This is a genomic window from Bifidobacterium stellenboschense, assembly GCF_000741785.1.
GTDB lineage: Bacteria > Actinomycetota > Actinomycetes > Actinomycetales > Bifidobacteriaceae > Bifidobacterium > Bifidobacterium stellenboschense.
In genome coordinates this window covers 23,043-44,205 of record NZ_JGZP01000003.1, presented here as the reverse complement: position 1 = coordinate 44,205, position 21,163 = coordinate 23,043, and the positions used below count along the sequence as shown (strand labels likewise).

General features: G+C 66.9%; 18 protein-coding genes. 7 read left to right on the top strand and 11 right to left on the bottom strand.

What is annotated here, in order from left to right; translation table 11 throughout:
- On the bottom strand, positions 1-618 hold the full coding sequence (locus BSTEL_RS00990) for a DUF4194 domain-containing protein (protein WP_238567592.1): 618 nt from the start codon (positions 616-618) through the stop codon (positions 1-3).
- A 2-nt stretch (positions 619-620) separates the two neighbouring features.
- Positions 621-2,129 (bottom strand): DUF3375 family protein, encoded by a 1,509-nt coding sequence (locus BSTEL_RS00985; protein ID WP_034526044.1) that lies wholly within the window; start codon positions 2,127-2,129, stop codon positions 621-623.
- A gap of 393 nt (positions 2,130-2,522) precedes the next feature.
- On the opposite strand from BSTEL_RS00985, the gene BSTEL_RS00980 reads away from it, so the two are divergent.
- Together BSTEL_RS00980 and BSTEL_RS00975 are read left to right on the top strand one after the other, a co-directional pair.
- A complete protein-coding gene (locus tag BSTEL_RS00980; RefSeq protein ID WP_034526043.1) occupies positions 2,523-3,476 on the top strand; it encodes a hypothetical protein in 954 nt (317 codons plus the stop codon).
- 186 nt (positions 3,477-3,662) lie between these two features.
- Positions 3,663-4,847 (top strand): pyridoxal phosphate-dependent aminotransferase, encoded by a 1,185-nt coding sequence (locus tag BSTEL_RS00975; protein ID WP_034526215.1) that lies wholly within the window; start codon positions 3,663-3,665, stop codon positions 4,845-4,847.
- Here BSTEL_RS00975 and BSTEL_RS00970 read toward each other — a convergent pair.
- Together BSTEL_RS00970 and BSTEL_RS00965 are read right to left on the bottom strand one after the other, a co-directional pair.
- On the bottom strand, positions 4,820-6,421 hold the full coding sequence (locus tag BSTEL_RS00970; RefSeq protein ID WP_034526041.1) for an ABC-F family ATP-binding cassette domain-containing protein: 1,602 nt from the start codon (positions 6,419-6,421) through the stop codon (positions 4,820-4,822). The two genes, BSTEL_RS00975 and BSTEL_RS00970, sit on opposite strands and share 28 nt — an antisense overlap.
- Positions 6,422-6,509: 88 nt before the next feature.
- Positions 6,510-7,265 (bottom strand): carboxymuconolactone decarboxylase family protein, encoded by a 756-nt coding sequence (locus BSTEL_RS00965; protein ID WP_034526039.1) that lies wholly within the window; start codon positions 7,263-7,265, stop codon positions 6,510-6,512.
- A 163-nt stretch (positions 7,266-7,428) separates the two neighbouring features.
- Here BSTEL_RS00965 and BSTEL_RS00960 point away from each other — a divergent pair, with 163 nt between their 5' ends.
- From BSTEL_RS00960 to BSTEL_RS00950, 3 genes are all read left to right on the top strand, one after another.
- Positions 7,429-9,222, top strand: coding sequence for a bifunctional ADP-dependent NAD(P)H-hydrate dehydratase/NAD(P)H-hydrate epimerase (locus BSTEL_RS00960; protein ID WP_034526037.1), 1,794 nt, complete (start codon positions 7,429-7,431; stop codon positions 9,220-9,222).
- A 73-nt stretch (positions 9,223-9,295) separates the two neighbouring features.
- Complete coding sequence (locus BSTEL_RS00955) at positions 9,296-9,946, top strand: HAD family hydrolase (protein ID WP_034526034.1); 651 nt, start codon at positions 9,296-9,298, stop codon at positions 9,944-9,946.
- A 155-nt stretch (positions 9,947-10,101) separates the two neighbouring features.
- Entirely contained in the window at positions 10,102-11,025 is a 924-nt protein-coding gene (locus BSTEL_RS00950) for a LysR family transcriptional regulator (protein ID WP_034526032.1), read from the top strand.
- Positions 11,026-11,127: 102 nt separating this feature from the next.
- Here the strand turns inward: BSTEL_RS00950 and BSTEL_RS12465 are convergent, their stop codons facing one another.
- The gene (locus BSTEL_RS12465; RefSeq protein ID WP_051922726.1) at positions 11,128-11,802 is read right to left on the bottom strand and encodes a DUF3824 domain-containing protein; all 675 of its coding nucleotides are present in this window, start codon (positions 11,800-11,802) and stop codon (positions 11,128-11,130) included.
- Between the two features lie 98 nt (positions 11,803-11,900).
- Positions 11,901-13,094, bottom strand: a complete 1,194-nt coding sequence (locus tag BSTEL_RS00940; RefSeq protein WP_034526212.1) for a DUF2974 domain-containing protein — start codon at positions 13,092-13,094, stop codon at positions 11,901-11,903.
- 446 nt (positions 13,095-13,540) lie between these two features.
- Between BSTEL_RS00940 and BSTEL_RS00935 the strand changes: the two genes are divergently transcribed.
- Positions 13,541-14,374, top strand: coding sequence for a PDDEXK family nuclease (locus BSTEL_RS00935; RefSeq protein WP_034526030.1), 834 nt, complete (start codon positions 13,541-13,543; stop codon positions 14,372-14,374).
- A gap of 379 nt (positions 14,375-14,753) precedes the next feature.
- Positions 14,754-14,948 (top strand): hypothetical protein, encoded by a 195-nt coding sequence (locus tag BSTEL_RS00930; RefSeq protein WP_156963108.1) that lies wholly within the window; start codon positions 14,754-14,756, stop codon positions 14,946-14,948.
- Positions 14,949-14,975: 27 nt separating this feature from the next.
- Here the strand turns inward: BSTEL_RS00930 and BSTEL_RS00925 are convergent, their stop codons facing one another.
- From BSTEL_RS00925 to BSTEL_RS00905, 5 genes are all read right to left on the bottom strand, one after another.
- Positions 14,976-16,220 (bottom strand): cysteine desulfurase family protein, encoded by a 1,245-nt coding sequence (locus tag BSTEL_RS00925; protein ID WP_238567591.1) that lies wholly within the window; start codon positions 16,218-16,220, stop codon positions 14,976-14,978.
- Entirely contained in the window at positions 16,217-17,128 is a 912-nt protein-coding gene (locus tag BSTEL_RS00920) for a nicotinate-nucleotide diphosphorylase (protein ID WP_034526029.1), read from the bottom strand. The genes BSTEL_RS00925 and BSTEL_RS00920 overlap by 4 nt, the downstream gene beginning before the upstream one ends.
- A gap of 19 nt (positions 17,129-17,147) precedes the next feature.
- Positions 17,148-18,791, bottom strand: coding sequence for an L-aspartate oxidase (gene nadB / locus BSTEL_RS00915; protein WP_034526027.1), 1,644 nt, complete (start codon positions 18,789-18,791; stop codon positions 17,148-17,150).
- Positions 18,792-18,808: 17 nt separating this feature from the next.
- A complete protein-coding gene (nadA, locus tag BSTEL_RS00910; protein WP_034526025.1) occupies positions 18,809-20,089 on the bottom strand; it encodes a quinolinate synthase NadA in 1,281 nt (426 codons plus the stop codon).
- 191 nt (positions 20,090-20,280) lie between these two features.
- Positions 20,281-21,099: an NUDIX hydrolase gene (locus BSTEL_RS00905; RefSeq protein ID WP_162178961.1), complete on the bottom strand. Its 819-nt coding sequence runs from the start codon at positions 21,097-21,099 to the stop codon at positions 20,281-20,283.
- Between the last annotated feature and the right edge of the window lie 64 nt (positions 21,100-21,163).

The window sequence follows — 21,163 nt, the reverse complement described above, 5'->3', positions numbered from 1 at the left end:
TCATTCCTTCTCTTCCTCGCCGGCGTCACTCTCGCCGGCGACGCCGAGCCATGCGTCCGCCAGTCCCCGGTCGAGCACGACGGGGACGAGCGGCGTGATCCGATACATGGCGTCATCGTCGGTGACCGCCAGATAGCCGTAGGTGACCATCGTGTTGACGAGCGTGCCCACCTGCTTGAGCACGCCCTCCTCGTCGTTGCGTGAGGCGAGGTATCCGGCGCCGGTGGCGAGCGCGGCGCGCATCTCGTCGAAGCCGACGATCCACTGCCCCTCCGGCACCTGCATGTTCTCGTATTCGAGCACGCGGATGCGCAGGAACGCGAGCAGGGCGGCCTCCTCGCGCCTGAGGCTGGTGCGCGTCTTGAGCGAACGCAATGGGACGTCGGGGCCAGTGACGGGCGTCGCGTACATGATGCGGTGGCGTTCGTCGTCGACGAGCTCGAGCATGTCGTTGTTAAGCGAGCGGATGACCGCGTCGCGGTTGTCGTCGACGAGGTCGTACAGCTCGCCTTCGATGTACCGTTCGCGTTTGAGCGCGATGGCGGCCCTGCGGGCGTCCGCGCCCATGTCGCCGCGATCCCCTTCGAACAGGGCGTCGGGGTTGGTCTTCTCGTCCATGATCATCCTTCCTCCATGATGGCGTCCAGTTCGTCCGCGCCGGCGATCAGCGCACGCGTGCGCCAGTCCCGAGGCCTGCCGTCGATTGTCACGCAATGCCAGACGGCGTCACCGTCCTCCCGCCCGCCGATCGCGCCGAGGAAGCCGACGAGTTCGCTTTCACGCCGATCGGATTCCGGTAGCCGGTTGAAACTGGCGGCAATGTCGATTCCGCCGTCGGCCGTCACCGGTTCCCTCCGGATGAGCGCGATCATGCGGCGCAGACGCGGACCACCGTTGTCGATCAGCGTCTTCAGGTCGACGCGCGGCAGGTCGGAGTCCCCGGCGGCATCCAGTCCGGGCGATGCCGCGCGGACCATCGAACGTGCCGGCCGCGTGGGCAGCGGGGCGAGCCTGACCCCGCCGACGTCGGTGGCGTAGGGCCTGCCGTCGGCGCCCGGATGGGCTTTCGCGTCGGCGTTGACGGCGGCGTACAGCCGGTTGAGCCGCGCGAGCATCGACCGGTACCGGGTGTCGGTCTGCTGGCGTACGAGCCTGCCGATCTCCTCGTTGGAGACACGCATCTGGGCGCGTACCGCCTCGATGCCGTCGTAGATGTGGGCGAGCTCGTCGCGCACCTGCCCGAGCAGCGCGGCGGACTCCCCCGCGAGGTAGGGCGTCCTCGCGATGTCGCGCATCGCCTCGTCGATCTGCTGGCGTCCCTCGTCGGTGATGATCACCTGGAAGGCGTCCTCGAAGCGGCGCCCCATGTCGGATTCGCCGAAGTTCGCGCGGTATTCGGCGTTGTAGGCGTTCAGGATCTCGTCGACGTCCATGTCGCCGGCCTGCATGCGCCGGCGGAGCGCGTCGCCGTTGTCCCGTTCGGCGAGCACGAGCTCACGCAGGTCGACGGGCACGCCGCGCAACGTGTTGTGGATGACGGCGATGATGTCCTCCACCTGCGAGTCGTCGAGCGTCTCATGCCGCATCCCCTGCTGGATGCGTCTGATCTCGTGCTTGCGCTCCTTGATCTCGCGGTTGAGCAGGCGCACGCGTTCGCCGGGGTCGGCGGTCAGCCGCATGCGAGCGTGCTCGATCTCCATGATGATGCTGTTGGCCTGCGCGCCGGACAGGGTGCGGGATTCGTCCTCCAGCCGCCCCAGCGCCTCGATGGCGCGGTGGGCGCGCGCGGTCAGCCGGTAGAGGAACCGGTGGGATGCGGCGTCGTGCGAGTTGGCGAGCCAGGCGTAGTCGCCTTCGCCCTCGCGGGTCAGGTCGACGAGCATGCGATGCGCGGCCTGGCCGAACGTGAGGTCGGGGTCCAGCGCGTATTCGCCGATGTCGGCGAGCGCGGCGAGTCCCTGCGCGAACCGTTCCTCCAGCGTCTCGCGCGGCAGTTCGCCGGTCAGCGGGTCGAACGCCGCCTTGAGCAACGCCACGTACAGGCGCGAGTTGCGTCGCAGCAGCAGTCTGAGCACGCCGGTCTCGTAGACCGGCCGCAGCCGTTCCATCTCCCGTCGCGCATCGCCCATGGCGCACCTCCTGCCGCCGTCCTCGATCGTTGCCGTGCGAGACGGGAACGACGGCGTGCCCCGCGTCTCTCCTAGAAGCTAACACACGCCCGTACGGGCCGGCATATCGGGTACGGTTTCCGTCGACGCGGCGTGTCGTGCATGATTTCGGCGGAACATCCGAATACGCCGTCGGCGGAACCCGACACGATCGGATTGCGACATCGCAATCCCATCCGTACGGTTTCACCCCGATATCCAGCGGTTATGCACAGAGTTATGCACCGTTATGCACATTGTTCACATGCGATTTGCATATACCTCACAGACGCGGCATGGTGGTGCGTGTCGGCGGACGACGAAGGTCCGCAAGGCGGCCAGCGTAGGCCGCGCATCGGGAGAAGGAGCGACATCATGTCGGACGAGATCATCATGCAGGACGAGGACGCGACGGCGCGGTCGTGGGTCCAGCTGTTCCGGGAGGACGTCGACAGGCGGTATGTGTCGGACGATCAGGTGGACAGGGCCGCGACGATCATCGGGACAGCGGCCCGCATGGCCGTCGAACGCGGATACGCCGTCGTCGACCCGTCCCGGGAGCTGTTCGCCGAGGCGAAGCGGTCCAAATGGCCGTGGCCGCATCTCGTCGTGCGGGACGAGGACGGGTTCATGTCCTCGTTCCACGTGTCGGAGCTGTCGAAGCCCGGCAGCCCGCCGAAGCCCCGCACGCTGACCGGCGTGCCGAAAAGCGACGCGCCGCAATGGGTGGAGGGACGGTCGCGCGAATTCGAACCGACCGGCATGCTGTCGCTGCGGGTCAACGGCGAACGTCCGTTCGCCCGCCAGCGTTCCCTGCGCGACACCGTGAACTCGCGGATGGACGAACGCCTTTCCACGCTGTTCGACGGGTTGGCGCACGAGATCGATGCTTCGCGGGAACGCGTCGAGGCGGATCGCCGGCACGAGGAGACCGTCGAGCAGGCGCAGCGCGCATGCCGCGGGGAGCGGCTGTACACGGCGTTGTGCGAGGAGGTGCGGCTGCATGAGGATCTGCAGAGCCAACGCGCCTATCTCGATCTGGTCGAACAGCGGCTGAGGCGCACGGATCCGGACCGTCTGGCGGACGCGTCGGAGGACATCGAACTGATGCGCAGCCGCATCGACGCGCGCGACCCGCTGCTGTCGGGAGGCGTCGACTGGTCGAACCAGCCCGATCCGACCGACGTGGACGTGTACGAGTACATGCGCCGCGACCGACACGCCACCGCGTTCGGCCATGAGGACCTGTACGGCGACCGCACGCATCGTCCGCCGTACCGTCCGCCATACCGGAGCATGCCGTCGATCGGAAACGGGTTCTTCGACTGACCCGCCGCCGGAGCGTCCATCGCCGTTTCTCGCGCATCGGACACGCTCTCCTCCGCGTAACGCGACGATGGCATACTTGCCGGCAACCTATGGATTTCGGCGGCGGGGTCGTGGTTCGTGAAGGGGAACCGCGACCCCGCCGCCGCATACGACGAATCCGAATGGATGCACAAGGAGTATGCCGTCATGCCGAAGGTATCGAAGCGCGCCGCCGAAGCCCTGTATCCGAGCGTGCGCGAGATGTTCGAACTCGCCGCGGGCGTGCCGGACGCCGTCTCGTTCGCGATCGGCGAACCCGGATTCGACACCCCGCAGCCGGTCATCGACGCCGCCTACCGGGCCGCGAGCCTCGACGACACGCACTACACGCCGAACCGTGGCGCGGTCGCGCTGCGTGAGGCGTGGTGCGAGCACCGCAACGCGGCGGATGGCACCGACTACGATCCGGACACGGACGTGATCGTCACGGCGGGCGGCATGGAGGCCGTGTATCTGGCGATGCTCGCGACGCTCGACCCGGGCGACGACATCCTGATCCCCGACCCCGGCTATGCGAACTATTTCGGACAGGTGAGGCTCGTCGGCGCGAACGTCGTGCCGGTGCCGCTCGACGCGGGCCACGGCTTCCGCATGCAGGCGGCGGACGTGGAGGCGGCGGTCACGCCGCGCACGCGCGCGATCCTGCTCAATTCGCCGTCGAACCCGACGGGGGCGGTCATCGACGCGGAGCAGCTGGATCTCATCGCCGAAGTGTGCGAACGGCATGACCTGTGGGTGATCAGCGACGAGGTGTACCGCTCGTTCGTCTACGATCCGTCGGTCGAATGTCTGTCGATCGCCGCGGTGCCGGGCATGCGCCGCCGCACCGTGGTGGTGGACAGTTTCTCGAAGACGTTCGCGATGACCGGTTGGCGCATCGGCGCGGCGTTCGGCCCGAAGCCGATCATCGACCGGATGACGGTGATGCAGGAGGACATCGTCTCCTGTGTGCCGGGCGCGTTGCAGCAGGGCGCGGTGGCCGCGTTGGAGGGGTCGAACGAGATCCTCGACGAGATGACGTCCGTCTACCGCGCGAACCGCGACATGGTCGTCGCCGCCGTGGCGGACATGCCGCTTGTCTCATGCGCGACGCCGGACGGCGCGTTCTACGTGCTGGTGGACGTGCGCGACACCGGCATGGATGACCACGCATTCGCGGTCGATCTGCTGCATCGTGCCAAGGTGGTGGTGACGCCCGCTTCCGGGTTCGGTGGGCGTGGCCGTGGCTACGTGCGTCTGAGCTACGTGGGCACGCCCGAGGCCACCGCCGAGGGTCTGCGTCGTATGCGCGCGTATCTGGAGGACTACTCCTCGGCGACCAGTTCGAGGTAGGAGTCGTTCCACAGATCCTCGTCGCCGTCGGGCATGAGGAGCACGCGTTCCGGGTTCAACGCCTGGACGGCGCCCTCGTCGTGGGTGACGAGCACGATCGCGCCCTCGTATTTGGCGATGGCCTTGAGGATTTCCTCGCGCGAGGCGGGGTCGAGGTTGTTGGTGGGCTCGTCGAGCAGCAGCACGTTGGCGCGCGAGGTGACGAGCGTGGCGAGCGCGAGTCGCGTCTTCTCGCCGCCGGAGAGCACGCGGGCGGGCTTCATCGCGTCGTCGCCGGAGAACAGGAACGAGCCGAGGATGGATCGCGCCTGCGTGTCGTTCAGTTCGGGGGCGACGTGCGTGAGGTTCTCGAGCACGGTGGCGTCGAGGTCGAGCGTGTCGTGCTCCTGCGCGAAGTAGCCGATCTTGCAGCCGTGGCCGTAGTCGACGGAGCCGGTGTCGGGCTGTTCGATGTGGGCGAGCAGCCGCAGCGTGGTGGTCTTGCCGGCGCCGTTGTAGCCGAGGATGACGACGCGCGAGCCCTTGTCGATGGCGAGGTTGACGCCGGCGAACACGATGTTGGAGCCGTACGCCTTGGAGATGTCCTTCGCCATGATCGGGGTCTTGCCGCAGGGCGCGGGTTCGGGGAAGCGGATGTCCGCCACCTTCTCCTTCTTCTGCGCCTCCGACGTGTTCTCGAGGAGTTTTTCGGCGCGGCGCATCATGTTCTGCGCGGCGACGGCCTTCGTGGCCTTGGCGTGCAGGCGGATGCCCTGCTTCATGAGGCGTTCGGCCTTCTTCTCGGCGACTTCGCGTTCGCGGCGGCGGCGCTCCTCGTCGACGACGCGCTGGTGCAGGTACGCCTTCCAGCCGAGCGAGTACATGTCGATCTGGCCGAGCTGGGCGTCGAGGTGCCACACCTTGTTGACGACCTCGTCGAGCAGTTCGGTGGAGTGGGAGATGACGAGGAAGCCGCCCTCGTACTTCTTGAGGTAGCCGCGCAGCCATTCGATGGAGTCGGCGTCGAGATGGTTGGTGGGCTCGTCGAGGATGAGCGTGTCCGCGTCGGAGAAGAGGATGCGCGCCAGTTCGATGCGTCGGCGCTGGCCGCCGGACAGGGTGCCGAGCTGCTGCTCCATGACGTCCTGCGGCAATCCCAGCGAGGCGGCCATCGCGGTCGCCTCGGACTGGGCCGCGTAGCCGCCCGCCTTGTCGAAGTCCTGCATGGCCTTGTCGTAGCGGTTCATGGCTTTCGTCATCACGTCCGGGTCCGGGTCGGTCATCTCCTTCTCGGCCTTGCGGATGCGGTTGATGATCGTGGCGATGTCGCGCGCGCTCATCATGCGGTCGAGCGCGGTCTGCTCCGGGTCGGCGGCGTGCGTGTCCTGCGGCAGATAGCCGAGCTTGCCGGAGACGCGCACCTTGCCGGCGGTGGGCAGCATGTCGCCGGTGATGACGCGGGTCAGTGTGGTCTTGCCGGCGCCATTGCGCCCGACGAGACCGATCTTGTCGCCTTTGGCGACATGGAAGTCGCACGGATGCAGCAGGGTCCTCGCCCCGATCTGAATCTCCAGACCCTGTGCGTCGATCGCCATATCGCCTCACCCGTCGCTTTCCGTATAGTCGCTTATCGTTCTCAAGCCGTTCTCAAGCCAACGAACACTATAACGGAAGGCTGGAAAATCACTCGCCCGCGGCCTCCTTGACGCAGCGGAGCGCGTTGAGCGTGCGCGGGTAGCCGATGTACGGCATGATCTGGGAGACGACGGCGATGAGGAACGCCTTGTCGTTGCCGACCGCCATGTTCGCCTTCGCGTGGGCCGTGAGCTGCGGCTCGCAGCCGCCCTGCGCGGCCAGATAGCACAGGGTGATCATCTCGCGTTCGCGGGTGCCGAGCCCGCCGCGCGTGTAGTAGTCGCCGAAGCAGTTGTCGGCCAGCCACTTGTTGATGTGGCGCGTGTCCTCGGGGCCCGAGGAGGCGAATCCGCGCATGCCCTCGCCGAAGATCTCCACCTGCTTGGCCTCGCCGGCCGCCGCGCGGGTGTCCGGCGTGGTGGTGGACTGGCCTTCGAGCGGCAGGTCCACGCCCGCTTCGACGAGCACGTCGTTGGTGATGTTGAGGAACGGCAGCACACGCCCAAACCCGCAGTAGGCGACCGCCTGATAGGCGATCTCCTTGGCCTGGACGGGCGTCACGCCGCTTTTCAGCGCCACGGGCAGCAGCATCTCGTACGCGTCCGTGCCCTGGCATCCGATGAGCGCGGCGAGAATCGCCATCGACCGCGTGGCGTCGTCGAGGTCGGGATGGTTCGCGCCCGGCTCGTGCACGACCTCGCCGTAGGCGAAATCGGAAAACAGGTCGATGAACTCGGGGTCGCACTTGGCGAGCGTCGGCCTGCCGTCCGCGAACAGATTGCTTTTCTTCTTTCCGCCGAACATGTCCGTTCTCCTTCGCTGGGAATCCGTTGCTTCAGGACAGCGTAGGAGCCCTGAACGCCCCCGGTCAAATGCCCGCGGTCTCACGGCCGTCATACGGGACGGGCATGACGGGCGCGACTACACTGATGGGTAGTCGCAGACTTGTGGAACCGAGGAGGCTGCCATGGATACACCGAACGATGCGGAACGTCGCATGACCCTGCTGCACACCGCCTACACGGCGGCCGACGTGCGCGGGATGGAACGCCCCCTGTTGGACGACGGCGTGCCGCTGATGCGCATGGCGGCCAACGCGGTGGCGCACACCGCCGCGGCCATGCTCGACGACGAGGGCATCGACATCGAGGACGCGGTCGTCACATTGCTCGCCGGCGCGGGCGACAACGGCGGCGACGGCCTGTTCGCCGCCGCCATGCTCGCCGAGGAGGGCGCGCAGGTGAACGCCGTGGCGGTCGGACGCTCCCTGCATGACGAGGCGTTCGCCGCGTTCGTGCGCGCCGGCGGCAAGATTCTCGTGCTCGACCCGGAGGCCGAGATCCCCGGCTGCGCCTCCGGCTTCACGCCCGGAGAGGCAGGCGAACGGCTCGAGACGGCGGTACGGGTGGCGCGCCGCTCTCACCTGGTGATCGACGCGATGACCGGCATCGGCCTGAACGGCCCGCTGCGCGGGATTCCCGCGGCGCTCGCCGCCTCGCTGGGCATGCCGGCGAAGGACGCGCGCGACGGGGGTTCGCCGCTGCCCGACGTCCCGGCGTCGGCCGGCCGCGAGCCGGAAGGCGACCTGCCGCTCATGCTCGCCGTGGACACGCCTTCCGGCGTCGGCGTGGACGACGGTTCGCTCGTCGGCGCGTACGTTCCGGCCGACGCGACCGTCATGTTCGGCGCGATGAAGCCGTGCGCGGTGCTGCCGCCGGCCACGTTCGCATGCGGCCGCATCACCTTGGTCGATTTCGGTTTCGATCTGGACGGCGTCGAGCCTGCCGTCGAGGCGGTGGACCGCGACCTCGCCGGACAGGCGGTGCGTCTGCCGCGCGTGACGGACGCGAAGTATTCGCGCGGCGTGACGGGACTGGTCACCGGTTCGGCGCGGTATCCGGGCGCGGCCGTGCTGACCGCGCGCGCGGCGGCCCGCACGAACGTGGGCATGGTCCGCTATCTCGGCCCGGAACGCGCGCAGGACATGGTGCTCGCCGCGCTGCCGGAGGCCGTGATCGGCAAAGGCCACGTGCAGTCGTGGGTGGTGGGTTCCGGCGTGCCCGGCAACGACGCGGACCCCGAATTGAGGGACATCCAGCGCGAGACGATCGCCGCGTTGCTCGCCCATTATGCGGCTGACGACGAGGAATCCGCGGGACGCGCGGCGCTGATGCCGCCGATCGTCGTGGACGCCGGCGCGCTCGACCTGCTGCCCGACCATGTGCCCGCCCAGGTGGTGCTGACGCCGCATGCGGGCGAACTGGCCCGCATGCTGGGCGTCTCCCCCGCCGACGTCGCCGCCGAACCGCTGCGGTTCGCGCGCGAGGCGCAGGCACGCACCGGCGCCACAGTGCTGCTGAAGGGCGCGGCGACGATCGTCGTGAACGGCTCCTCCCGCGTGCTGGTCGCCGGCACGGCACCCGCGTGGCTGGGAACCGCCGGCGCGGGCGACGTACTCGCCGGCATGACCGGCGCCCTGCTCGCCCAGATGGACGTGAACGACGAGGCCGACGGGAATAACGGAGATGACGGGGACGCGGCGATCGATCCGGAGATCGTCGCCGAGACGGCCGCCGCGGCCGCCTATCTTCACGGCTCGGCGGCGGCCATCGCCTCCGAATCAGAGCAGTGCGGCTGGCAGCCGCCGGAACTGTTCGGCATGAACGGCCACCGTCAGCGCTTCAACACGCTGGGGCACCCGATCGTCGCCTCCGACGTGGTCGCGGCAATCCCCGACGCCCTGGCGGACGCGCTCTCCTGACCGGACCGGCGGGACGGATACACTGGAATCGTCATATCCGAATCACCCATACCCGTTTCCCGAGGAGCTTTCCATGGCCATCTCCACCGCGCCCTCCCCCGACTCCCCCATCACCGACGTGATCTTCGATTTCTGCGGCGTGCTGTTCGACTGGCAGGTGCGCTCCTGCCTCGAAGGCCGTTTCCCGGACGACGTGGTGGACGCGATCTGCGCCGACGACGACCCGCACGGCTTCTTCCGCTACGAGGACCGCATGGACGCCGGCGAGGACTTCGCCGACATCTACCCGGACGTGGTGCGCGAGCAGGGCGAGGAGATCGCAAGGATCTTCGAGTACTACATCGAACACTACGGCGACGCGCTGCCACGCATGCTGCCGGGCATGGAGCAGCTGCTGCGCGACCTCAGGGCGCACGGCTACGGCGTGTGGGGGCTGACGAACTGGTCGCATGAGACGATCCACGTCGCGTTCGACAAGTACCCGGTGCTCGACGAGCTGCTTCAGGGCACGGTCGTCTCCGGCGTCGAGAAGATGCACAAGCCGAACGCCGACATCTACGAGCTGGCGCTCTCCCGGTTCGGCCTCGAAGCGGACAGGTGCGTGTTCTTCGACGACACCGCGAAGAACGTGGCCGGCGCGAACGAGGTCGGCATCCACGGACTGCTGTTCTCCGGCGCCGTCGCCGCCCGCGACGCCCTCGCCGGGCTCGGCGTGAGGCTGTAGCCGCCCGTCATGCGGCCATGCGGGAATCCTCTCGCATGGCCGCATGGCCACGTGGCCGTCCTGCGATCCGGAACATCTCACCGTACGGCCATGCGGATGGAATCCGTGGCTATAACCTCCATCTCAGGCCATCCCCGCTGGTATAACTGCTGCTTATGACGCTTCTGCAACTCAAATACATCGTCAAGATCGTCGAATGTGGTTCGATGAACGAGGCCTCGCACGAACTGTATGTCTCGCAGCCGGCACTGAGCTCCTCCGTGAAGGAATTGGAGAAGGAGCTCGGCATCGAGATCTTCACCCGATCCTCGCAGGGCATCGCCTTGACGGTCGACGGCGCGGAGTTCCTCACCTACGCCCGTCAGGTGCTCGATCAGGCGTCGCTGCTGGAGGAACGCTACAAGAACGCGAAGCCGCGCAAGCAGCTGTGCACCGTCTCCACGCAGCACTACATGTTCGCGGTCGAGGCGTTCGTCGAGATGATCAACTCCATCCACTCCGACGAGTACGAGTTCACGATTCGCGAGACGCGCACGCGCGACATCATCGACTCGGTGGCGAACATGCGCTCCGACGTCGGCATCATCTACCTGTCCGACTTCAACAAGGACGTCATCGGCAAGCTGCTGCGCGAGAAGCACCTTGAATTCCACGCGCTGTTCCGCGCGCCGCTGCACGTGTTCCTGGCGCGCACGAACCCGCTCGCCTCGAAGAAGATGGTCACGATGAAGGATCTCAAGCCCTACCCGTTCATCCAGTACGAGCAGGGCGAGGACGGCTCGTTCTTCTTCGCCGAGGAGGCGGTCTGGCCGGACTACTCCCCCAAGCAGATCAACGTGACCGACCGCGCCACAATCCTCAACTTCATCATCGGCCTCAACGGCTACACGGTGTGCACGGGCATCGACAACGGCGATCTCAACAACGAGAAGATCTGCACGGTGCCGCTCGATTCGGATGAGACGATGCTCGTCGGCTGGATCACCAACGAGCGCGCCAAGCTCTCCAAGGCGGCCGAGACCTATCTGGAGAAGCTCAAGAGCGTGGTCGCCGACCATGGCTACAAGCTCATCGACTGACGGCGGGCACCGACCGGACCGGCCGACGACACGAGGGGCCTCGCGCATGGGTTTGCGCGAGGCCCCTCGGCGTCATAGAAGGAACCGGAGGGTTCCGACCCGTCAGCCCTTATGCCCGTGCGCCACGAACAGCACGATCACATGGGCGAGCAGCGCGGCATAGACGAGGAACGACAGCAACGACGTTCCGATCCCGTATACGTGGCAGGCGTACAGGATCTGCAGCAGCAGTTCGCCCGCGGCGCCGGCGACCAGAATGATGAAACCGGTCAGACGATACCACTTCACCGAGTCGACCACGTGCAGACCGATGACGAACAACGCCAATGCGAGCGTGAAGTACGTCCACGGCGCGAAATTGAGCAGGGAGTACAGTGCACTGCGATAGTCGAAGCTCGCTCCGACCAGCAGCGAGATGAACGACTGGAACAGGTCGATGCCCATGAAGACGACCATCAGGATCAGCGAAATCCGCGTGGTCTTGGCGACATCCAACGCGTCGAGGAAGGTCGGCTTATGGGCTTGGACGGCCGGTTGACCGTAACCGGGCTGGACGCCGTACACCTGCTGCGGCGGATAGCCGTAACCGGGCGCCGTCTGCTGCGGCTGAGGCGCCGCGCCCCCCGGTTGCGCATACTGCGGCGCGGGCTGGGCTGACGGCATCGGTTGCCCCGGCTGCTGGCCCGTTGGCTGCGGCGTCTGCGGTGCGTAACCGTATCCGGGCTGCGGCTGCTGCGGATTGGGATTCTGCGGGAACGGTTGCTGCGGCACTGTCATCGTGTCCTTCTTTCGTTGATCGGACGATGCTTGTACCTCTTCAGCCTACTCCCGTGGCTCCGAATCGGCGGCATCGCCGGTCCGTATTTCCTTCGATGTCAGTCGGCGCCCCGGATGACCGACGTGGCCGCGGTCGCCGCGAACCCCTTGAGCACTTCCGCCACGACCTCACGGTCCTCAGGGTCGATGCCGCGTATCGCGGCTAGCATGGCCGGCAACGACTGCGTCCAATGGGCGGTGAGCTCGCCGAATGTATGGTATCCGCCGGCTTCGAGCACGGCGAACAGGTTCTCGATGAACAGCCGGCGCCGCCCGTCATCATACCGTGCCATCCAATCGTTCAACGTGCGCGCCGCATACCGCGCGCCTGCCGTCAGGCCGTCCGCATGCACGAACCGACCGTCCCGCACCTGCCAGTTCAACGCGAAATGCTGCATGATGCCGAGCCCGTCACTCGCCACCACCTCGTAGCCGGCGTCCGCATGCTCGCGTTGTTCGAACAGCATGCCGATGACCGACGCCTCCGGCACGGACTTGTGCACCTTGGCGGCCACACGACGGTACTCCGGCGAGTCGAGGAAGTCTTCGTCGAAGCCCGGACCGTCGTGCGAGTACACGGCGACGATACGCTCCGCGACGTCGTCCGGCATGGCGGCGGCCGCGTACACCGCGAGATTGCCGCCCTTGGAGTGGCCTCCCACCATCAACGGCCCGTTCCACCGCGCGGCCACGTCGGCGAGATAGCGCACGGCCGCCGACTGCGAGGCGACCGGCCGGCGGAACGCCATCGTGAAGTCCTCCTTCCAGCCGACAATCGAACTGTCGGTGCCGCGGAAGGCGACGTAGAGCGCGCCGTCCCCCACATCGAACACGCACGCCGAGAACTGCTTGGTGGAGGCCGCGTCAAACTCGTCCACGTAGCCGCCCACGCGCAGGGCGCGCCAGCGCGGGTTCTCGCACACGGCGCGCAGCAGGTCGACGTTCAGCTGAGGCGACCACACCCGCCCGAACATGGCGTCATAGCATTCCGCACGCAGCAGGTCGCGGACGGGGACCATCGGAATGGATCCATCCCATGCCGTCGCCGTGACGGCATGGCCGTCGGTCCGATCATCGGTCCGATCATCGGCATATTCATCGTGGATGCCGTCATCACGGCCGTCCCATCGCGGAACGTTGCCGGGCATGCGCGCATACGCCAGCTGCGAGAGCACCAGACTGTCCACCTCGTTGAACGCATCATCGCCGAACGTGCCGAACCGCGTCCGCAGATCCTCCGTCACATTGCCCATGGCGACCTCCTCCAAGGCGGCGCCGCATCATGAACCAAGCCTCCGCCATTCCTTAGGTACATTACGCATATCTTAGGTACGTCTCCGGCGAAAGGCGCCCCGAAGACAAACGTTCACGCCCAATGGTTCCCCAACATACCTACCTAAGAAATGACGAATGTGCCTAAGCAATACCTCCGACTATCCTGCCGACGCCGGCAACCACTCGCACATGAACCATCCACACCACCGTCAAAGGCCTAGATGGGGATTCCCCTCCCGGACAACGAGCAGCTGCATCGCCCCATCCCCTACACGGCTTCAGAAACAAGATGCCAACCCTATTTCCCGGTACGCTATCCGTCGCAAACCCTTGAAAACCGTTGGAACACGCCTTCTCCGGGGGTGTTATCCATAATGCCCGGGCGAGTTTGCCCTCCGATGCGACGAACCTCTACCGTCGTATCATGGACCCTTCATATCACACGTTCTTCACTCTGGACGAGGCCGCGGAACTGGCACGGCGGACGCACGACGCGTGCCGGAGCGCGTCCATGCGCACCACTTCCTCATTATGCTTCAGCCACACCACCGCATTACGTCTGCATGGCATGGCCGCGGCGATGAATCTCAAACCCGGATTCGACGACCGCCGCCTGCACGCCTGCGTCGATTCGGCGGACAAGCTCCGTCGGCTGCGCGATGTGCAGATCCATCTTTGGCGCAGTCCCACGACCTCTTCGTTTCTGGACGATCGGCTGGGGTGCGTCTCCGCCGCCGACGCGGTATGCCAGATGGCATCGTATACGGATCTTCCGAGTCTCGTAGTGGCGATGGATTGGCTGACCTGCCGCAACCGGTCGATGCGGGTAATGACCCACACCGAACTTGCCGAGCGCATCGAATCCCTCGGCCGATTCCCAGGCGCGCGGCTTTGTCGCAAGGCGCTCTCCTACAGTCGTGAGGACACCGACTCCCCGCAGGAGTCACTGCTGCGATTGGCCGCAGAACAATACGGCCTGCCACGGTTTATGGTGAACCATGTAGTGGATGACCTAGAGCAAGGAAAACGGTATACGGTAGACATGGCGCTGCCGGATCATGGCATCATCGTCGAGTACGACGGCCGATACCATTACACGATGGACCGTTGGGAGACCGATCTGGATAAAAGGAACCGTCTGACCGCTTTGGGGATGGCCTGTTTCGTCGCCACCAAAACCACGCTGGCCAACGAGCATAATCTAAACGCCTTCCTCACGATGATCGCGAAGGAGATCGGGCGCAGAAGAAGCCATTGAACGTTCGGCATCCCCGGATTCCGAATCCCGGATCATCCATCGCATCACGATTAAGCCTTTCCTAGGTACATTGCGCATTTCCTAGGTACGTCTTCGAACGGACCTCAATCACGAATCCGGGCTTCGCCGCCGGAATCTCCGGAGACACCTACCTAGGAAACGATGAATGTACCTAAGAAACACGTGAGATACGCTTGGGAAACGTCATCGACCGGCATAAACCGTCCTGAGGGCCAAGCCGTCCAGCATATGATGCCGTTCTGACGGACTTGCACAAAGGCGGCCACATCATGAGCCCATTCTGCAGGGTTCTTCCGAGCGGATGTTTGTTCCAGAACGATGAACGAATCCGCACCGAGACGAATCTACAATGGGCCTCATGAATTGGTTGGCGATCGTAGTAACGGTAACGTTCGTCGTCGTCATCGCACTGGTGGCGATGTGCTCCGTGCAGCACCATCTCGATGCCAAGGCGGACCGGTTGAGGAGGGGTTCCGAAGAGGAGCGGCAGATGGCGCATGACCTCGACGAGATCTCCCGCAAGATGGATCAGGGCCGGTATTCCCCGTTCTAAACACCGGAGCAGCCCCGTTTCATCCGGCTACCGCCGCGTGAGCTCCATGTAGGATTCCTCCAACGCGAGCGAGATCCGTTCGATCTGCTCACGGGTGAGCGGTTCGCGGAACGTCATGCGCAACGCGGATTTCGCGATGGCCGGCTCGAATCCCATGGCGAGCAGCGTGGCGGGAATCTCATGCCGTCCGATCGCACATGCGGAGCCGGAGGATGCGGCGATGCCGCGCGCGTCCAGGTCGACGAGCAGGGCCTCGCCGGTCACGCCAGGGAAGACGAACGACGCATGCCCGGGGAGCCGGAATTCCGGGTCGCCGGTGAGTTCGGCCCGTGGCACGACCCGTCGGACCGCGTCGATGAGCATGTCGCGCGAGGCGACGAGCTCCCGATACCGCGCGGCCATGCGCCGGTTCGAGCCGTCCAAAGCGATGGCGAGCGCGACCGCACCGGCGACGTTCTGCGTGCCGGAGCGCAGTCCGCGTTCCTGTCCGCCGCCGGAGAGCACCGGTTCGATGGGCGTGCGCCCGCGTACGAGCAGCGCGCCGAGTCCTTTGGGAGCGCCGAATTTGTGTCCGGAGACGCTCAGCGCGTCCACGTTCCAGTCGCGCATGCGGATGGGGATGAGCCCGGCGGCCTGCACGGCGTCGACATGCACCGGCACCCCGCGCGCATGCGCGATCGCGACGATCCTCTCCACCGGTTCGACGGTGCCGACCTCGTTGTTGGCGAGCATGGCGCTGACGAGCGCGGTCCGCTCCCCCGCCTCGCCGTCGAGCGCGCGTTCGAGCGCCTCCAGGTCGAGGTGCGCCTCATGGTCCACGGGGATGCGCACGACCTCGAAGCCGAACCATCGCGCGAGCCAGTCGGCGGATGCCGAGACGGCCGGATGCTCGATCGAGGAGATGACGATGCGCGGGTGTTCTCCCAGCCGTTTCATCCTCGCCATGGCGATGCCTTTGACGGCGAGGTTGTCGGATTCGGTGCCGCCGGAGGTGAAGATCACGTCGTCGGGTTTGGCGCCGAGCCCGGCGGCGAAGGAGGCGCGCGCCGCGTCGAGGGCGCGGGCCGCGGTCTTGCCGGGCTGGTGCACGCTGGCCGGGTTCGCGTACGCGTCGGTGAGGAATGGGGTCATCGCGGCGATGACGTCCCGTCCCACCGGTTCGGTGGCGGCCGCGTCGAGGTAGAGTTCGCCGGTCTCCCGCGCCCCGCCGACTTCCTGTTCCCGTGTCGCGGTGACGCCGTTTGTCCGGCTCTGGTCCGATTCGTTCATCATGCCCAGTCCAATCCCAGATCGATGGAGCGCACGGAGTGGGTGAGCGCACCGACGGAGATCACGTCCACGCCGGTGGCGGCGACGGCCGCGACGCGTTCCAGCGTCATGTTGCCGCTCGCCTCGACGATGGCGCGTCCGTCGATCGTCTCCACGCCGCGTCGGGTGTCGTCGAGCGTGAAGTTGTCGAGCATGATGGTGTCGGCGCCGCCGTCCAATACCGCGGGGATCTGGTCGAGCCGGTCGACCTCGACCTCGATGTGCGTGGTGTGCCCCACTTGGTCGCGCACGTGGCGGATCGCGCCGGCGAGGTCGATGCCTCGGGCGGCGAGCGCGGCGAGATGGTTGTCCTTCATCATGACCGCGTCAGACAGACTGTAGCGGTGGTTGTGTCCGCCGCCGCAGACGACCGCGTATTTCTCGAACGGGCGCAGTCCGGGCGTGGTCTTGCGCGTGTCGACGATGCGCGTGCGCGTGTAGCGCCGCGGACCGACCACCCCGAAGGCCGGTCCGGCGGAACCGTCGTACCCGTCCTCGTAGATCGCGTCCACCGCGGCGACGAACGCTGCGGTCATCGTGGCGATGCCGCTCATGCGCTGTGTGAAGTTCAATGCGACGCGTTCCGCGGTCAGGAGGACGCGCACGCGGCCCCGCACGGTGGCGAGCGTCTGTCCGGCCTCGAACCGTTCGCCGTCGCGGATGGCGGGTTCGACGGTCACGGACGGGTCGAGCGTGGCGAAGGCGGCGGCGAACACGTCGATGCCGCTCATCACGCCTTTCTCTCGCGCGACGAGTCGGGCTTCGCCGGTCTCGTCGGCGGGGATGGTGGTCTCGCAGGTCACGTCGCCGTAGGGCGCGTCCTCGGCGAGGGCCGCCGCGACGGCGGCATGGATGGTCTGTTGCGTGAGCATGGTGCTCCTTGGTCGTGGATTACCGCTTGACGTAGGCGACGGAGTGCGCCCACTCGTCGCGGGGTTCAGGGAAGTCGGTGCGCGCGTGGGCGCCGCGCGATTCGGTGCGGGCGAGCGCGGCGGTCGCGGCCACGTAGCCGACGGTGAGCATGTTCCGGTTCTCGAGCGTGGTCACGTCGGCGGATTCCGCCGGAGTCGCGGCGTGCGCGGCGTGCGCATCCGCGACGGCGAGACCGTCGCCGAGCGCGGCGATGGCGCGCGCGAGTCCGTCGGCGTCGCGCAGCACGCCGACATCGCGCCACATCGTGTTCTGGATGCGTGTGCGGTCCCACACGTCGTCCGTGGTCGCGTCGTCGCCGTGGCCGCCGGCACCGGCGACGGGCGGCGTAGCGAGCGCGACGGGCGGCTTGTCGTAGACGCCGCCGGTCGCGGAGTTGAGCAGCGGCTGCGGCGTCCATGTCGTGTCGTCCGTGTCATGCACGGCGGCGAGGCCGGCGCGGCGGCCGTAGACGAGGCCTTCGAGCAGCGAGTTGGAGGCGAGGCGGTTCGATCCCATGACGCCGGTGCGCGCACATTCGCCGGCCGCGTACAGTCCGGGGATGGAGGCGCGTCCGTCGAGGTCGGTGCGGATGCCGCCCATGAAGTAGTGCGCGGCGGGCGCGACGGGGATGGGCTCCCTGCTCCAGTCGTAGCCGAGCGAACGCGTGTAGGCGTCGATGGTCGGGAAGCGTTTCGCGAGGAACGCCGCGAGGTCGGGGTGCTCCCCGCGCATCGGGGAGACATCGAGCATGACGGGGCGGCCGTCTTGGCGCTGCATGACGCGGAAGTTCTCGCGGGCGACGACGTCGCGCGGCGCGAGTTCGGCGCGCGGGTCCACGTCCTTCATGTAGCGGCGTCCGTGCTCGTCGAGCAGGATGGCGCCTTCGCCACGCACGGCTTCGGAGACGAGGAAGTGTTCGCCGACGGCCATCGCGGTGGGGTGGAACTGGGTGAATTCGAGGTCGGCTACCTGCGCGCCCGCGCGCCATGCGGCGGCGAGTCCGTCGGCGGTGGCGACGATCGGGTTCGTGGTGTACGGGTACATGCGGCCCGCCCCGCCGGTGGCGAGGATGACGCGGTCCGCGTGCAGGGTGACGTCATGCCCGTCTTCGAGCAGCGCGACGCCGGCGATGCGGCCGTCGCGCACGAGGAGGTCCTTGAGGAACGCGTGTTCGACGATACGGATATGCGGATTCGCGCGCACCATGGCGGACACGTCGAGTTCGAGGATGCGTCCGGTGGCGTCGCCTCCGGCGTGTATGACGCGGGCACGCGAGTGCGCGGCTTCGAGCCCGCGCAGCATGCGGCCGTCGGCGTCACGGTCGAAGCGGACGCCTGCGGCGGCGAATTCGCGCACGCGGTCGGCGCCTTCGCGCGTGAGGATGTCGACGGCCTTCGGGTCGCACAGGCCGTGCCCGGCGGCGATGGTGTCGGCGGCGTGCAGTTCCGGATCGTCGTCGGCGAAGATGGCCGCGGCGATGCCACCCTGCGCGTGGTAGGTGTTCGATTCGACGAGTTCGGTCTTGGTGACGAGCGTCACGTCATGGTCTTCGCCCGCCACAGCGAGCGCGGCGGACAGTCCGGCCACGCCCGCGCCGATGACGATGATGTCGGTGTCGTTCATTGTCTCGTTCTCTCCGTTCACGGGTGGACGCGCAGCATGCGTTCGAGCGCGACCTTGGCCTCGCGAGCGGTGTCCTCGTCCACGGTGATGCGGTTGACGACGTTGCCCTGTTCGAGGTTCTCCAACGCCCAAGCGAGGTAGGCGGGGTGGATGCGGTACATGGTGGAGCAGGGGCAGACGACCGGGTCGAGGCAGAACACGGTCTTGTCGGGGTGCTGCGCGGCGAGGCGGTTGACGAGGTTGATCTCGGTGCCGACGGCGATGGCGGAGCCGGCGGGCGCGTTCTCGATCTCCTTGACGATGTACGCGGTGGAGCCGGTGCCGTCGGCGGCGTCGACGACCTGCATCGAGCATTCGGGATGCACGATGACCTTGACGCCCGGATACGCCTTGCGGGCGCGTTCGATCTGGTCGACGGTGAAGCGCTGGTGCACGGAGCAGAAGCCCTTCCACAGGATCATCCTCGCGTTCGCGTAGTCGGCGGGGTCGGCCGCGCCTCCTCGCGCCTTGAACGGGTCCCACAGGGGCATCTCGCTCAGCGGGACGCCCATGGCGCGCGCCGTGTTGCGGCCCAGGTGCTGGTCGGGGAAGAACAGGACGCGGCGGCCGCGGGCGAACGCCCATTCGAGCACTGCGTGCGCGTTGGACGACGTGCATACGATGCCGCCGTGGCGGCCGCAGAACGCCTTCAACGCGGCGGAGGAGTTCATGTAGGTGACGGGGATGATCGGCTGCAGGCCGTCGGCGTCGGGCTTGGTGCCGCAGATTTCGCCGAGCTGCTCCCACGCCTCCTCGACCTGGTCGATGTTGGCCATGTCGGCCATCGAGCATCCGGCGGAGAGGTTCGGCAGGGTCACGGTCTGTTCGGGGGTGGAGAGGATGTCGGCGGTCTCGGCCATGAAGTGCACGCCGCAGAACACGATGTGGTCGGCATCCGGACGTTCGGTCGCGTTCTTGGCGAGCTGGAAGGAGTCACCGACGAAATCGGCGTGCGTGATGATCTCGTCGCGCTGGTAGAAGTGGCCGAGGATGAGCAGCTTGGAGCCGAGGCGGCGCTTCGCGTCGCGGATGCGCTGCTGGAGCTCCTCGTCGGAGGCGTTGCGGTACTCGTCGGGCAGCACCTGCTGGCGGGGCGCGTTCTTCGGCAGCCGGTCGAGCATGGAGGCGCCGGGGCCGTAGCTGGGGCGCGTGGTGTCGAAGTGCCACGGGTCGAGGGTGAGGCCCGCGTCGCAGGTGCTTTGCGCGCCGAGCCGGGCGATGATCTCGTCGACGGAGGGCGCGGTGAATGTCGCTGTCATGGTCGTTCCTTTGTTCTGTTGGTTCTGTTTGTTCTATTGGTTCCGTTGGTCGTTTCCGGCGGATGATGTCGTTGGTATGACGCATCGTCATGCCGTTTTCGGGTATGCTTCGCCGCCCCGGTCGCACGTCTCGCGTCGGGGTTCGATGTGGCGGGAATCGGTGGACGAGGAGGGAAGGAGCGGAATCCGGTTCAGCGCGAGAGCGCCGACATCGGATCGTCGTCCACGGCGACGGGCGGCGGATCCGGTCCGGCTGGTCCGGCCGCGGCATGTCCGCCCGTATCCACGCCGCCGTCATCGTCGTCTTTCAGCCAGTCGTAGGGGTTCCATGGCGTCGATGCGGCGGCCACGTACCGGTACACGGCGGCGGGGCGGTGTTTGCCGACGCGCTGTTTGGCGCCGGTGTCCTCGAGTTCGCCTGAGGCGAGGATGCGACGACGGAAGTTGGCGAGGTCGACCGGTTCCCCGGTGACGGCTTCGACCACGTCGTGCAGCTGGCTGAGCATGAACGTCTCGCCGACGAGACGCGCGGCCACGTCCGGGTAGGCGATCTTGGTGCGCAGCCGCCACAGCGCGTAGTCGATGATCGCCTTGTGGTCGAAGGCGAGTTCGGGCAGCTCGTTCTCGGGGAACCAGCGGACGTTGTCGGCTTCGACGAAGTCCTTCGCCTCGGCGGTGCCGACGAGCGCCCAGTAGACGATGGAGACCATCGGCAATCCCCCATGGGAACGGCCGGGGTCGCCGAACGTGTACAGCTGCTCCAGATACCGCGGGTGCAGCGTGGTGGTCGATTCGAGCGCGGCGTACGCCGACTGTTCGAGGGACCGGTTGGCGGCCAGGTCGCCGCCGGGCAGCGCCCATGCGCCGAGGAACGGCTGTCGCACGCGTCTGACGAGCGGCAGCCACAGGCGGCTGCGCCCCGTCGCGTCCGGCCCGAGGGCCAGGATCACGACGGATACGCCGACCTGCGGCGGCGCGAGCCGTCGTTCGGAGACATTGCCGATGCCCATCGTCCACTTCCGTCCGATCGTGGTTTTCCTTGACGGTGGTTCAGCATAGCACTGCTTATAGTCA

Bases quoted from the DNA above. Each gene is read 5' to 3' on its own strand.
- BSTEL_RS00990 (WP_238567592.1), bottom strand. From the start codon at position 618: ATGGACGAGAAGACCAACCCCGACGCCCTGTTCGAAGGGGATCGCGGC.
- BSTEL_RS00985 (WP_034526044.1), bottom strand. From the start codon at position 2,129: ATGGGCGATGCGCGACGGGAGATGGAACGGCTGCGGCCGGTCTACGAG.
- BSTEL_RS00980 (WP_034526043.1), top strand. From the start codon at position 2,523: ATGTCGGACGAGATCATCATGCAGGACGAGGACGCGACGGCGCGGTCG.
- BSTEL_RS00975 (WP_034526215.1), top strand. From the start codon at position 3,663: ATGCCGAAGGTATCGAAGCGCGCCGCCGAAGCCCTGTATCCGAGCGTG.
- BSTEL_RS00970 (WP_034526041.1), bottom strand. From the start codon at position 6,421: ATGGCGATCGACGCACAGGGTCTGGAGATTCAGATCGGGGCGAGGACC.
- BSTEL_RS00965 (WP_034526039.1), bottom strand. From the start codon at position 7,265: ATGTTCGGCGGAAAGAAGAAAAGCAATCTGTTCGCGGACGGCAGGCCG.
- BSTEL_RS00960 (WP_034526037.1), top strand. From the start codon at position 7,429: ATGGATACACCGAACGATGCGGAACGTCGCATGACCCTGCTGCACACC.
- BSTEL_RS00955 (WP_034526034.1), top strand. From the start codon at position 9,296: ATGGCCATCTCCACCGCGCCCTCCCCCGACTCCCCCATCACCGACGTG.
- BSTEL_RS00950 (WP_034526032.1), top strand. From the start codon at position 10,102: ATGACGCTTCTGCAACTCAAATACATCGTCAAGATCGTCGAATGTGGT.
- BSTEL_RS12465 (WP_051922726.1), bottom strand. From the start codon at position 11,802: ATGACAGTGCCGCAGCAACCGTTCCCGCAGAATCCCAATCCGCAGCAG.
- BSTEL_RS00940 (WP_034526212.1), bottom strand. From the start codon at position 13,094: ATGGGCAATGTGACGGAGGATCTGCGGACGCGGTTCGGCACGTTCGGC.
- BSTEL_RS00935 (WP_034526030.1), top strand. From the start codon at position 13,541: ATGGACCCTTCATATCACACGTTCTTCACTCTGGACGAGGCCGCGGAA.
- BSTEL_RS00930 (WP_156963108.1), top strand. From the start codon at position 14,754: ATGAATTGGTTGGCGATCGTAGTAACGGTAACGTTCGTCGTCGTCATC.
- BSTEL_RS00925 (WP_238567591.1), bottom strand. From the start codon at position 16,220: ATGATGAACGAATCGGACCAGAGCCGGACAAACGGCGTCACCGCGACA.
- BSTEL_RS00920 (WP_034526029.1), bottom strand. From the start codon at position 17,128: ATGCTCACGCAACAGACCATCCATGCCGCCGTCGCGGCGGCCCTCGCC.
- nadB (WP_034526027.1), bottom strand. From the start codon at position 18,791: ATGAACGACACCGACATCATCGTCATCGGCGCGGGCGTGGCCGGACTG.
- nadA (WP_034526025.1), bottom strand. From the start codon at position 20,089: ATGACAGCGACATTCACCGCGCCCTCCGTCGACGAGATCATCGCCCGG.
- BSTEL_RS00905 (WP_162178961.1), bottom strand. From the start codon at position 21,099: ATGGGCATCGGCAATGTCTCCGAACGACGGCTCGCGCCGCCGCAGGTC.